Raw genomic sequence first — 12,609 nt, forward strand, 5'->3', positions numbered from 1 at the left:
GGAGGGGTGTCACGCTCTCGATAGCTCGACACCCCTCCGTCTGGCCTACGGCCAGCCACCTCCCCTGCGAGGGGAGGATGGTGTGATTGCGCGCAACGCTCATCCCCATGCCTCCAGCGCCGCCGGGACCGCCGCGCCTGCGGGCAGGAGGAAGCCTTCGCGCAACAGGCAGGCCTCCAAGGCTGCCAATGTCAGCAACACCTTATGCTTCATCGCATTATAGCCCATCGCGCCGATGCGCCAGATGCGGCCTTGCAGGGGACCGAAGGCGGTGCCGATCTCAATCTCGAAATGGTCGCGCATGGCGGCACGGACCCGGTCATTATCGACGCCTTGCGGGATGAACACGCCGGTCACATTGGTCATGCGGTGGGCATCATCGCCAAAGAGGGTGAGGCCCATGGCGCGCAGCCCGGCGCTCATCGCCCGGCCGGCGGCGGCGTGGCGGGCATAGCGCGCCTCCCGCCCCTCCCCCAGCATCACCCGCGCACATTCCCGCGCGGCGTAGAGCATGGAGGTCGCTTCGGTGTGGTGGTTCAGGCGCTTGTCCGACCAATAGTCCATGATCATGGCGAGGTCGAAATAGTTGGAAGCAATGCGCGGCCCCGCGCCGTCGATACTGTCGGCGCTGCGGATGCCTGCTTCGGTATGGCGGCGGGCGAAAATATGGTCGGCGGCGCGATCCGAAATGGTGATCGGCGCTGAGCCGGACGGACCACCGAGGCATTTTTGCAAGCCGCCAGTGACGACATCGACACCCCAGCGGTCGGCGGCGATTGCCATGCCGCCGATGGTCGCGGTCGCATCGACATAGCATAAAGCGCCAGCCGCGCGGCACAGGTCGCCAAGGCCGTCGAGCGGCTGGGCCATGGTGGTGGAGGTATCGCCATGGACGCAGGCGACGATTTTGGGACCGGTACGTTCGATGGCGGCCGCGATCGCCTCCATCGGCACTATTTCGCCCCAGGGCGCATCGACGGTTTCGATGACCGCGCCGATGCGGGTGAGGATTTCGCCGAGCAACAGACCGAAACGCCCGAAATTGATCACCAGCACCGTGTCGCCCGGCGCGACCAGCGAGACCAGGGCCGCCTCTATCCCCGCGCGCGCGGTCCCGTCGATCAGCATCGTTTGCTGGTTTTGCGTGCCGAAGATCGGGCGATAGAGCGCCATGACTTGGTTCATATAGCCGGTCATTTCAGGATCGAACTGGCCCAGCAGATCGGCCGACATGGCGCGCAATACGCGGGGATGGGCGTTGACCGGTCCCGGTCCCATCAACAGACGCTGCGGCGGGTCGATTTCGCCAAAAAGCAGGGGATCAAGCGGGGTCAAAGGTCGCTCCCAATCGGTCGATAAAGCCAAGCATGACCTGTAATGCCACATCGGCATCGCCAGGGTCGACATGTTCGGCGGGATTATGGCTGATGCCTTGTCGGCAGCGGATGAAGAGCATGGCGGTAGGGCAGAGCGCGGCCATCACCATGGCGTCATGCCCGGCGCCCGACACGAGGCGGCGGACGGGATGACCCGCATCGGCGGCGGCGGCGTCCATCAGGTCCATCAGCGCTGGGTCGCACGGGCTGGCGGGAAGATCGTGGACGCGCTGGATCGCGTAATTCAGATCGCGGTGATTGGCGATTGAGGCCAGCGCATCGAGGATCGCCTCCGCCGCTCGGTCGCGGCGCGCTTCTTCGCCGGATCGTATGTCGATGGTGAAGCGGACTTCGCCTGCGATAACATTGGGCGCGCCGGGCAGCGCCTCGATCCGTCCCACGGTGGCGACCAGATCGGAGGCGTCGGCGCGGGCGATCGTTTCGATTGCGAGGATCATCTCGGCCGCGCCCGCCACAGCGTCGCGGCGCAGCGGCATGGAACTCGTGCCAGCATGACCGGCCATGCCCTTGATGACGGCCTGATAGCGCAATTGGGCGGCGATGCCGGTGACGGTGCCGACGGCCAGCCCCTCTGCCTCCAGCACCGGTCCCTGTTCGATATGGGCTTCGAGATAGGCAAGGGTCGTGCCGGGCCCGCGGGCGGCGGAGAGATAGTCGGACAGGCTGACACCGGCCTGCGAGAGCGACACGCCGTCAGCGTCGGCAATGTCGAGCGCCTCGGGGGCCAGCGTCCCCGCGACCGCGCGGCTGGTGAGCATGGCGGCGGGGAAGCGCGATCCTTCCTCGTCCCCGAAGGCGATGACTTCGATCGGGAATGGCAGGCGCTTGCCGCTCTGGTGCAGCGCCGCCACGGCCTCCAAGCCCAGCATGATGCCGAGCGGCCCGTCATAGCGCCCGCCGTCGCGCACGCTGTCGAGATGGCTGCCGATCAACAGGGCCGGTGCGCCGGGTTGGGTGCCGTCATAGCGGCCGATCAGGTTGGCGGCGGCATCGCGGTACACGGCCATGCCCGCCTCCCCCATCCATCCAGCCAGTGCGTCCTGCGCGGCGGTATAAGACGGGTTCAGATAGCCGCGATAAAGGCCGCCTTCCATGTCGCTATAGGGCGCGACGCCCAGTGCGTCGCAGCGCGCGACCGCTCTTGCGCCGCCACTCACCATGTTGCCACCTGCCCGTCGCTGCGCGGATCGGTCGCGCCGTCGAGGCGGCTATCGGCGTGGCGAACGATCGCGCCGGCATGGCCCATCATCGCCGTCAGCGGTCCGACCCGCTCGACATCATGGCCTGCCGCTGCAAGGTCGGCGTAGAGCGCATCGTCGAAGCCGTCCTCCAGCTTCAATGTCGTGCTGTCCTCCCCCCATGTCCGCCCCAGCAGCCAGCGCGGGGCGCTGATCGCCTGCTGGAGATCGACACCGAAACGGACATAGCGGGTGAAGAGCGCGGCCTGGGTCTGCGGCTGGCCCTCCCCGCCCATCGTGCCATAGGCCATGAGCCGCCCGTCATCGAAGCGGGCGAGCGCGGGATTGAGCGTGTGGAAGGGCTTGCGGCCCGGTGCCAGCGCGTTCCAGCCGTCCGCCGCCAGCCTGAAGCTGCTGCCCCGGTTTTGCCAGGTGATGCCGGTCTGCGGCAGCACCAGCCCCGATCCGAACTCGAAATAGGTGGACTGGATCGCGCTGACCACCCGCCCCTCCCGGTCGGCGGCGGCGAACCAGCAAGTGTCGCCCTGCGCCGACGGGCGGGGCCAGGGCAAGGCGCGGGCCGGGTCGATTGAGGCGGCGATGGCGTCCAGCGCCGCCGGATCATCGAGCAGCCCCTGATAGTCGAAATCGTGAAAGGCGGGGTCGCCAACATGGGTGTCGCGCAGCAGGAAGGCCTGCTTGGTGGCTTCGACAAGACCATGGATATGGTCGAAGCCGTCTGCCCGATCAGCGCGCAGCCGATCGAACAGGGCGAGGATCATCAGCGAGGCGAAGCCCTGCGTCGGTGGGGCGCTGTTATACAGGTCGATGCCGGTGATGCGGGTCGTCAGCGGCTTGGGCCGGGTGGCCTGATGCGCGGCGAGATCGTCGCGGCTGACCGGGCTGCCCAGCGCGGCAAGGTCCGCCGCCACCAGATCAGCCAGCGCGCCGGTGTAGAAATCGGCGGGGCCATGGGTGGCGATCGTCCGCAGCGTCGCGGCAAGCGCGGGCTGGCGCAGCAGATCGCCTTCGCGTAGCGGGCGGCCCTCCGGCTCGAAGATGGCGGCATAGGCGCCGGGCTGGACGCGCAACTCGCCGCCCTTGGCGGCCGCGATGGCCGCGCCGCCGCTGGTGACGGCCACGCCGTTTTCGGCATGGTGGATAGCGTCGCGCAGCAGCCGGGACAAAGGCAGATTGCCCCCGCCGCTTTCGAGCATCGCCGCCCAGCCCGACACTGTGCCTGCCACCGTATTGGCCGCCAACGGTCCCCGTGTCGGCACAGCGCCCAGCCCAGCATAGAGTGCAAGATCGGCTTTAGCCGCCGCGCCGCCGCAGCCATGGATGCTATGGATCGCACCATCCGGCTGCGCGACCAGCCAGAAACTGTCACCGCCGATCCCGGTCATATGGGGATAGACGACGGCCAGCGTAGCCGCGACCGCGACGGCGGCTTCGACCGCATTGCCGCCGTCCTTCAGCACGTCGCAACCCGCCTGCGCCGCCAGCCAATGGGGCGCGGTCACCATGCCGTTCGTGCCGCTGATGGTGGAAAGCGCCATCATCCTAATCCGGCAGCGCCGCGACGAAGGCGCGGACGACGTCGGCACTGTTGACCGAGGCCAGCGCCATGAAGGTGTTCATCTGGTTCGCACCCGCGTCACCCCCGGCCAGGTCGGACAGGCTGCGGAATACGATGGCCGGGACTTGATTGGCATAGGCAACCTGCACCACCGCCGCGCTTTCCATGTCCAGCACGCGCGCTTTCCATGCCTTGGCCAGATAATCGCGAAATTCCGCATTGTCGGCATAGACCCCGGCGCTGACGCCGGTGCCGCCGACGACGAATTTGGGGTCATGGGCGAGGCAGTTGGCGGCGGTCGCCTGTCCATCGACGCAGCGGCGCAGCATCACGCCGACGGCAACCTTGCGCGCGAGCGCCAGCAGCGCGGGATCGACTGCCTGCCGGTAATGACGGCGGGGCGTTTCCGTGGCGTTGCCAAGCCGCACCCCGCGCGGGAACATCATGCCGAACGGCGATGGCGCTTCGGCATCGACGGGTTCGGGGACGACCCAGCCCTGCGGCGTCTGGCGCGCGAACGACACTTCCAGATATTGCGCCCAATCCTCCGGCACGACAACGTCGCCGATCGACAAAGCGGGATCGACGCCGCCCGCAATGCCGGAAAAGACGATTCGCTTCACGATGAAGCGATCCAGAACCAATTGGGTATTCATCGCGGCGTTGACCATGCTGACGCCGCTCTGCATCAACAGCACGGGCTTGCCCGCCATCGTGCCGGTCAGCATCGTCAGGCCGTTGACCTGATGCGTCCTGGGCCGGGCGATGGAATCGGCGAGCGCATCCCATTCGGGTGCGAAGGCGGTCATGACCACGGTGCGCGGGGTGCGGTCGAGCGGCTTCGCCTGCGCCGAAACGGGCAGCAGCAAGGCGCACAGGGCAAGGCAGAGGGACCGGATCATGCCGCGCTCATCCAGACGAAGCGAACAACGAACAAAGCGGCAAGCAGGAAGAGGAACCAGTCGGCCCTGGTCGCGGTGCCACGCAGCAGCTTCAATATGGCGTGCGCCGTGATGCCGAAGGCCAGGCCATTGGCGATCGAGAAGGTCAGCGGGATCATCGCCACGGTCAGGAAGGCGGGGATCGCCGAGAGCGGGTCTTCCCACTCTATTTCCGTGAGCGGCAACAGCATCAGCCCGCCCACGATGATGAGCGCGGGCGCGGTCGCGGCCAGCGGGACGATCTGCGCATAGGGGGCGACGAACATGGTGGCGAGGAACAGGATGCCCGTAACAACCGCCGTCAGCCCGGTGCGCCCGCCTGCCTGCACGCCTGCTGCGCTTTCGACATAGGAGGTGACCGTGCTGGTGCCCGCGACCGATCCGACGATGGTGGCAGCGGCGTCGGTGATGAGGATGCGGTTGAGACCGGGGATGCGCCCCGCCTTGTCCATCAGCCCCGCCCGCTTGGTGACGGCAACCAGCGTGCCGATATTGTCGAACAGGTCGACGAACAGAAAGACGAAGAGAATTTCGAGCAAGCCGAGGCCATGGCTGCCGGTCAGGCCGAATACGCCCGACAGGTCCAGTTTGAAGGCGGTGCCGGTCAAGGCGTCGAGGCTGTAGGGTTCGGGGCTGATGACGACCTGGCCGAACAGCCAGCCGACCAAAGTCGTCGCGACGATGCCGATCAGCATCGCGCCGCGTATGTTCCAGACGCTCAGCACGCCGATGACGAGCATTCCAAACAGGGCGAGCGCTGCGCCGGGTGCCTTCAAATCGCCCAGCCCCACGAAGGTGGCGGGGTTGGCGACGACGATGCCTGCATTTTTGAGGCCGATGAAGCCGATGAACAGGCCGATCCCGCCCGCTACCGCGGCGAACAGATGCATCGGGATGGCCGCGACGATCATCTGGCGCACGCCGGTCAGCGTCAGGATCAGGAAGGCTATGCCGGAGATGAACACGCATCCCAGCGCGATCGGCCAGGGAATGCCCATTTGCTGGACGACGGTGAAGCTGAAATAGGCGTTCAGCCCCATGCCCGGCGCCAGCGCGAGCGGCGTGTTGGCGACCAGCCCCATCATGATCGACCCAAAGGCAGCGGCAAAACAGGTCGCTGCTGCCACCGCCGCGATCGGCATCCCCGCCTGCCCCAGGATCGCGGGATTGACCAACACGATATAGGCCATGGTCAGGAAGGTGGTGAAGCCCGCCAATATCTCGGTCCGCGCTGTCGTGCCCCGTGCCGACAGGCTGAAATAGCGTTCGAGCCACCCCGCTCCCGGCTGTATCGCCACGTCCGTCATTATGCGTCCCCCCGATAGTCTGCGTGCGGCAAAGTTACGCCGGTCATCCCCGTCTTTTCCAGTATCGCGGCAAAGCGGAACAAGGTCGCTTCGCCGCCCGGCCTGCCTATCAGTTGCAGCCCCAGCGGCAAGCGGCCCGGACGGTGCAAAGGCACGGACAGGGACGGCAGGCCGGTAAAGCTGATCGGCTGGCTGTGGATGCCCAGGTCCGCGCGTGCGGGCGACAGCGCGCCGTCGATCAGGATGCGCGGGTCCGCGATCAGCGGCGCGACGCAGGGCGTTGCGGGCGCGAGCAGCACATCTTGGGTTTCCATGATGGCGAGGATGCGTTGCCTATATTCGGCACGGAATGTCTGCGCCGCTTCGTAGAGCGCGTCGGGCAACAATGCGCCTGCGATCAGACGGTCGCGCGTGGCGGGATCAAATGTCATAGCATCGCGACCGAGCGCCTCACGATGCAGGCTACCCCCTTCCGCTGCGGTAATCAGGAAAGCGGCGGAACGCGCGCGGGCGATGTCGGGCAGCTCGATCAGTGGTGCGTCAGGCGCGATGGCATCCATCGCTGCGATCTGGTCGAGATCGACATTGTCGCGAAAACGCCCGCCGAGCCGCGCGACGCGGATCGGATCGCTAGCCGCGGCGTCGGCTCCACCCAATATCTGCCAGAGACACTGCATGTCCGCGACTGACAGGGTGAAAGGACCAATATCGTCGAAGCTGTCGGCAAAGGGGAAAACCCCGCCCATCGGCAGCGCGCCATGGGTGGGTTTCAGCCCGTAAATCCCGGTCAGGCTGGCAGGGACGCGGATCGATCCGTTAGTGTCCGATCCAAGCGAGAAGGGCAGAAGGCCCGCCGCGACCACCGCCGCCGATCCGCCCGATGAGCCACCGGCCAGCCGGTCAAGGTCATGGGGATTGCGCGTCGTGCCGTGCCGGGCGTTGATGGTGGCGAAGCCATAGGCGAATTCGTCCATGTTGAGCGTCGCGACCAGCACCGCGCCCGCGGCGTGCAGGCGGCTGATGGCGTCCGCGTCGGCTTGGGCGGGTGGTGCATCGGCATAGAGGCTCGACCCAGCGGTCGTCGGCAGGCCGCATATGTCGAACAGATCCTTGACGCCATAGGGAACGCCCGCCAGCGGTCCGGGGTCCTTGCCCGCAGCGATGGCGGCATCGACTGCGGCGGCCTCTGTCCGGGCGCGGTCGGCCAGGATGTGCGTCACGGCGACCAGTCGCTTGCCTTCGGCCGCCAGTCCGGCAAGGCAATCCTCCAGCACGGCCATGGCGCTGGTCTGCCCCGACCGGACAGCGGCGGCGATATCTACGGCCTGCTTCATGGGCGGTCGGTCGCAAACAGGGTGTCGGCATGGCGGTCCAGCAGCGCCAGATTGGCGGTGACGCCCGCCATGCAGGGCTCGGTTATGGTCAGGCCCAGCCGCTGCGCTGCGCTTTCAACCTCTGCTACGGTGCGTGGCAGCGGCGGGCGCCGGAGCGTTGCGCCTTGTCGCGCGAAACGGCCTGCCAGCGCGGCGCACAGGAACAGCTGGATCTGGTGAAAGATCATCAGCGGCAGGATGATGACGCCGACCTGCGCCGCCGGGAACAGCGCGCCCGCCATCGGCACGCCCGACACCAGGCTCTTCTTCGACCCGCAGAACAGCAGCACGATCATGTCCGCACGCGGCAGGCCGACGAGGCGCGCGAGGCCCAGATTGGCACCCATCACGATGATCAGCATCAGCAGGCTGAGCAGCAGCAGGAACAACAGGTCGGCAATGTTCACCTGCGTCCAGATGCCGCCCACAACGGCGGCGCTGAACGCGGTATAGACGACCAGCAGGATCGACCCGCGATCGACCGGCATCAACACCCGCTTGTTGCGGTCGATGAACGCGCCGATCCATGGCCGCAGCAGATGCCCCGCCATAAAGGGGACGAGCAGTTGCAGCGCGATCGCCTGAACCGAGTGCCAGGAAAAGCCGCTGCCACCCCCATCCACCACCATGAACAGGCCGACCAGAAGCGGCGTCAGGACGATACCGACGATGTTGGAGAGGGAGGCGCTGCATACCGCCGCGGCGACATTGCCACCCGCAATGGCAGTAAAGGCGATCGAGGACTGAACCGTCGATGGCAGCAGGCTGAGGTAGAGAAGGCCCGTCAGCAGCAAGCCATCGCCATGGCCGCGCAGCAGGGCGAACAGGCCAAGGCCGACGGCGGGAAAGAGGATATAGGTCGAGGCCAATACATAGAGATGCAGCCGCCAATTGCTCGCGCCCGCAAGCACCGCTTCGCGCGACAATTTCGCCCCGTGCAGGAAAAAAAGCAACGCAATCGCGATGTCCGTCGCGGCCTCGACCCATGGCACAGCTGCGCCGCGCACCGGGACGAACGACGCGGCTGCCACCGTTGCGATCAGGCAGAGCAGAAACGGGTCGGGCAGGAAGGAAGGCTTTGTTGCGCGCACCATGGCCCCCTTTAGGCCGATCCTGCCCTACCGATCCAATAGAATGACTTGCACAGATCGTTGCAAAAAAGCGCTTACCTGCACTCTGGCCAAGGACAGGTCATCGCCGGGCCAGTCATGGTCCGTCCGACAGGCCTGACCGTCCGGGCCGATCCGGCGCGATCTGGATAGCGAATGAGAGAGCCGCGCCCAATCAGGCGATTGGTGGCGTCGCCGCGGCGTCAGTTTCTAGCGCCAGCAAGAGCAACGCCGAGAGGCTGCACATGGGAATGACTGCCCACAGGAAAATCTGGTAACTTTGCGTCATGTCTTAAACGATGTTGGCGGCCATCGGTGCCATGCCGTTGGCGAAAAGCAGAAAGCCGTTGATCGCACCGAAAAGCGTGCCGAAGCTGCGCAGGCCGAAATGACGCGCGGCCAGATAGGCGCAAGCGTCCAGTTCGGTGCCCACCGACAGGCCCAGGATGAGGAAAGCCGCCATGGCTGCGCCCGGCGAACCGGGCATGGCAAGCAGAAGGGCGACCGACAGGATCGGCGTCGATACGCTGGCCGCCGAGACCATATGCGGGTTCAACCGATCGAGGAGATAGCCGCCACCCAGCCGACCAACCAGCGATCCCATGCCGATAAGACCGGCAATGGCGGGTGCCTGTGTCGCCTTAAAATCCTGCGCCACCAGGATCGGCACGGCATTGGCCGTCAGGGCGCAGACAGCCAGTGCATAGAGCGTAACGCCAGTCGCCAGTTTGATGAAAGCAGGCGATGCGAATCCCTGCCTGAGGCTTGCGTTCCATGATGCGAGCCGTACCGATCCGGCGGCAGCGCCTGCGCCCCTGCGCGCATCATCCGTGGCGCTGCGCAGGAACAGCCATGCGAGCGGGAATATGACCGATGCGTAGATCAGCCCGACGCCAATATAGGCACCGCGCCATCCGTTCTGGACGACCAGGAAGCCGACCAGCGGCGGTGTGATCGCGGCGCACAGGCTGGCTCCGCACAAGGCGATGGCCAGCGCGATGCCCCGCCTTTCAACGAACAGGCTGGTGACCGCTGCCGTCCAGATGGTGGGAATGACCAGCATGTTGCACAGGCCCAGAATGACCCACAACAAGGCCCAGGAGGCGATATCGGATGTCGCGAACGACAATGCGCCAAGCGCGGCACAATAGAGCAGGATGCCCGCAAGACCGATCCGCCGTGGCCCCAATTGATCGACCGCGCGGCCGACCAGCGGGGCGGCAAACAGCCCGATGATGGCGATGATCAGCGGCCCGCTGGAAATCTGCGACCGGGTCCAGCCAAATTCCCGTTCCAGCGGCGCGATCATGACGCCCAGCGAATAGCTATGGGTTGCCGATAGCAGGATGCCTGCAAGACAGGGGATCAGGACGGTCCCATGGCGGCGCAGTTCGCCAGCGCCGCGTGGTGATGTGGTGATCATGCCGATATCCCGCACGGAAAAAGTGAAGCCCAACAGCTAGATGGCCATGGTTCGGGATAAACGGCGATCCGGCAATGATCGGTGCGGCACAGCCGCTTGACGACGGCACGCAATTTCAGGGACGATGGCGGCGGTAGGCGCGTGGGGTCAGGCCGGTCCAGCGTTTGAAGGCGCGGCCGAAGCTGGTCTGTTCGGCATAGCCCAGCCGGTCGGCGACCTCGTCGATCGGCATGGGTGTCTGGCTGAGATAGATGCGGGCCAGCTGCTCGCGCTGATCCTCCACCAGGTCACAGAAGCGCAGGCCATGTGTGGCAAGGCGGCTTTGCAGGGTTCGGACCGAAAGGCCGAGCTGTTCGGCGCACCGGTCCACCGAACAATTGCCCGCAGGCAGCGCGCCACGGACATAGCTGCGGGTGCGTTCGGCCATGTCCGCGCGGTTGAGGATACGCAGGCGGGCGAGATAGCCCCCCAGCAGGCGATAGACGAGGCGGTTGGCTGTGGTGATCGGCAGGTCCAGCATGGCGGCAGAAAAGCCGATGCTGTTGCGTTCGGCACGCAGGCTGATCGGCGCGCCGATCAGGCTTTCGATCTGGAGCAGATCATGGGGGCTGGCGTCGATCGACAACTGTATCCCGGCTGGCTGGAAGCGCCCCGCGCTGACCGCCCGGAGCAAGGTGAGGATGAGCATCATCGCCTGATAATTGGCCTGGACGTTGAAGCCCACATCGGCCCTGACCATCCAGCGCAGTTCGGCCATGCCCCCCTGTTCCACCAGTTCAAGCTGGGCTTCGGGCGAGTGGGCGACGGGCAGATAGTTGACAAGGCAATTGACGACCGAGCGCAGGTCCGGCGCGGCGCGGCAGACGGCGGTGACGCTGCCGAAAACATCCGCGTCCTGGGTTGCGGCAAGATGCAGGCCAAAGATCGGATCGTCAAACTGGAGGCTGCAATATTCAAACATGGCCGCGACCTGCTGGCACGAGACATGGCCGTCGGGATCAGCCAGCACACGCGGATCAAGGCCGTGGAGCTGGAGGATGCGGCGGGGCGCGCCGCCCCGGCTGCGGATGAAGTCGGAAAAGCCGCGCAGATTGGCAGCGCGCATCGAGCCAGCGGCGGGGACCGCTTCGAGCGGGCCGGCCAGGCCGAAGAAATAATCCTGATCGTCCATCTGCCGATCCTTCCAAGCTGGACAGTGAAGCCGACATAGGCGCGTCGTTGCAATCGGATTCATATTATATCGAAAAAGCTGCGTCTAATGCCAATACAGCCAATCTGTGCTGTGGCAGTTTCCTGTCCAAGAACAAAGGAGATGGAGAGGGACATGGCCAAGGCGACAGCAGCCGAGCTGAAGCGCGAGGCGGCGCAGTTTGTCCGTTATGAAAAGGACCGCGCCCGCCGCATCGCAACCGTCACCTTCGACCGGCCGGGCAAGGCGAACACCACCACGATCGGGATGCGCCTGCTGTTCGGCGAAATCGTGCACAAGGCGAATATCGACGACGACGTCAAGGTGCTGGTGATCCGTGGCGAGGGCCAGGATCTTGGCTCTGGCGGCGACATCAACGAACATGGCGACCTGTATCTGAACCCTGGCGAGGATGATAATTTCCTGCCCGATCTGGAGATTGACGACCCGGACGTGCGCTATCCGCCACCCGGTTCCTATCGTTTCCTCCACGGCCTGACCGACCATTATGCCAAGGGCTATGCCGGCAACCGGCCGTTGCAGGAATTCAAGAAGATCAGCATCGTGGAGGCCAAGGGCTATTGTTATGGCTGGCATTTCTACCAGTGCGCCGACGCCGACCTGATCGTGTCGTCGGACGATGCGCTGTTTGGCCATCCGTCCTTTCGCTATGCCGGATGGGGTCCGCGTATGTGGCAATGGCTGGAAATGGTGGGCATCCGCCGCTTTTCCGAGATGCTGTTCACCGGACGGCCCTTCACCGCCGCCGAAATGATGGACTGCAATTTCGTCAACAGCGTCGTGCCGCGCGACCGGCTGGAGGCGGAAACCGACAAATATGCCGATGCATGCAGCCGCACCCGGCCGATGGACGTGGTGGTGGCGCAAAAGACCTTCATCGAAGCCTATAAGCAGTATCGCGGCGAATATATGGGCAGCCTGATGACCGGCTGGCTGGAAGGCATGTTGCCGCTGATGAAGAATGATCATGCGGGCGACATTGATCTGGGTGCTGGCGGTTTCGACCAGGGCATCGCCCACACCGTCAAGAATAACGACCTCCATTATCCCCCGGAATGGCGGCTGAGCCGCGCCGGGCGCGCGCAACGTTAA

General features: G+C 65.4%; 10 protein-coding genes. 1 reads left to right on the forward strand and 9 read right to left on the reverse strand.

Going from position 1 to position 12,609, the window contains the following annotated elements; translation table 11 throughout:
• Positions 1–99 precede the first annotated feature (99 nt).
• The 9 genes from KRZ98_RS21950 to KRZ98_RS21990 all read right to left on the reverse strand — a co-directional run bounded on the left by KRZ98_RS21950 (position 100) and on the right by KRZ98_RS21990 (position 11,478).
• A complete protein-coding gene (locus KRZ98_RS21950; RefSeq protein ID WP_302849141.1) occupies positions 100–1,335 on the reverse strand; it encodes an alanine--glyoxylate aminotransferase family protein in 1,236 nt (411 codons plus the stop codon).
• Complete coding sequence (locus KRZ98_RS21955; protein WP_217675313.1) at positions 1,322–2,557, reverse strand: allantoate amidohydrolase; 1,236 nt, start codon at positions 2,555–2,557, stop codon at positions 1,322–1,324. Before KRZ98_RS21955 ends, KRZ98_RS21950 begins: the two co-directional genes overlap by 14 nt.
• Positions 2,551–4,134 (reverse strand): gamma-glutamyltransferase family protein, encoded by a 1,584-nt coding sequence (locus KRZ98_RS21960; protein ID WP_217675348.1) that lies wholly within the window; start codon positions 4,132–4,134, stop codon positions 2,551–2,553. Before KRZ98_RS21960 ends, KRZ98_RS21955 begins: the two co-directional genes overlap by 7 nt.
• A 4-nt stretch (positions 4,135–4,138) precedes the next feature.
• Positions 4,139–5,056, reverse strand: coding sequence for a 5'-methylthioadenosine/S-adenosylhomocysteine nucleosidase (locus KRZ98_RS21965; protein WP_217675314.1), 918 nt, complete (start codon positions 5,054–5,056; stop codon positions 4,139–4,141).
• The gene (locus tag KRZ98_RS21970; protein WP_217675315.1) at positions 5,053–6,402 is read right to left on the reverse strand and encodes an NCS2 family permease; all 1,350 of its coding nucleotides are present in this window, start codon (positions 6,400–6,402) and stop codon (positions 5,053–5,055) included. Before KRZ98_RS21970 ends, KRZ98_RS21965 begins: the two co-directional genes overlap by 4 nt.
• Positions 6,402–7,736 carry an AtzE family amidohydrolase gene (locus KRZ98_RS21975; protein WP_217675316.1) on the reverse strand — a complete coding sequence of 445 codons (1,335 nt, stop codon included), beginning with the start codon at positions 7,734–7,736 and terminating at the stop codon, positions 6,402–6,404. The genes KRZ98_RS21970 and KRZ98_RS21975 overlap by 1 nt, the downstream gene beginning before the upstream one ends.
• A complete protein-coding gene (locus KRZ98_RS21980; RefSeq protein WP_217675317.1) occupies positions 7,733–8,869 on the reverse strand; it encodes a bile acid:sodium symporter family protein in 1,137 nt (378 codons plus the stop codon). The genes KRZ98_RS21975 and KRZ98_RS21980 overlap by 4 nt, the downstream gene beginning before the upstream one ends.
• Before the next feature lie 307 nt (positions 8,870–9,176).
• The gene (locus KRZ98_RS21985; protein ID WP_217675318.1) at positions 9,177–10,307 is read right to left on the reverse strand and encodes an MFS transporter; all 1,131 of its coding nucleotides are present in this window, start codon (positions 10,305–10,307) and stop codon (positions 9,177–9,179) included.
• A 115-nt stretch (positions 10,308–10,422) separates the two neighbouring features.
• Complete coding sequence (locus tag KRZ98_RS21990) at positions 10,423–11,478, reverse strand: AraC family transcriptional regulator (protein WP_217675319.1); 1,056 nt, start codon at positions 11,476–11,478, stop codon at positions 10,423–10,425.
• A 153-nt stretch (positions 11,479–11,631) separates the two neighbouring features.
• Between KRZ98_RS21990 and KRZ98_RS21995 the strand changes: the two genes are divergently transcribed.
• On the forward strand, positions 11,632–12,609 hold the full coding sequence (locus KRZ98_RS21995) for an enoyl-CoA hydratase/isomerase family protein (protein ID WP_217675320.1): 978 nt from the start codon (positions 11,632–11,634) through the stop codon (positions 12,607–12,609).

The sequence above is a fragment of the Sphingobium sp. AS12 genome, from assembly GCF_019097845.1.
Lineage (GTDB): Bacteria > Pseudomonadota > Alphaproteobacteria > Sphingomonadales > Sphingomonadaceae > Sphingobium.

Bases quoted from the DNA above. Each gene is read 5' to 3' on its own strand.
- KRZ98_RS21985 (WP_217675318.1), bottom strand. From the start codon at position 10,307: ATGATCACCACATCACCACGCGGCGCTGGCGAACTGCGCCGCCATGGG.
- KRZ98_RS21980 (WP_217675317.1), bottom strand. From the start codon at position 8,869: ATGGTGCGCGCAACAAAGCCTTCCTTCCTGCCCGACCCGTTTCTGCTC.
- KRZ98_RS21975 (WP_217675316.1), bottom strand. From the start codon at position 7,736: ATGAAGCAGGCCGTAGATATCGCCGCCGCTGTCCGGTCGGGGCAGACC.
- KRZ98_RS21990 (WP_217675319.1), bottom strand. From the start codon at position 11,478: ATGGACGATCAGGATTATTTCTTCGGCCTGGCCGGCCCGCTCGAAGCG.
- KRZ98_RS21970 (WP_217675315.1), bottom strand. From the start codon at position 6,402: ATGACGGACGTGGCGATACAGCCGGGAGCGGGGTGGCTCGAACGCTAT.
- KRZ98_RS21960 (WP_217675348.1), bottom strand. From the start codon at position 4,134: ATGGCGCTTTCCACCATCAGCGGCACGAACGGCATGGTGACCGCGCCC.
- KRZ98_RS21955 (WP_217675313.1), bottom strand. From the start codon at position 2,557: ATGGTGAGTGGCGGCGCAAGAGCGGTCGCGCGCTGCGACGCACTGGGC.
- KRZ98_RS21995 (WP_217675320.1), top strand. From the start codon at position 11,632: ATGGCCAAGGCGACAGCAGCCGAGCTGAAGCGCGAGGCGGCGCAGTTT.
- KRZ98_RS21965 (WP_217675314.1), bottom strand. From the start codon at position 5,056: ATGATCCGGTCCCTCTGCCTTGCCCTGTGCGCCTTGCTGCTGCCCGTT.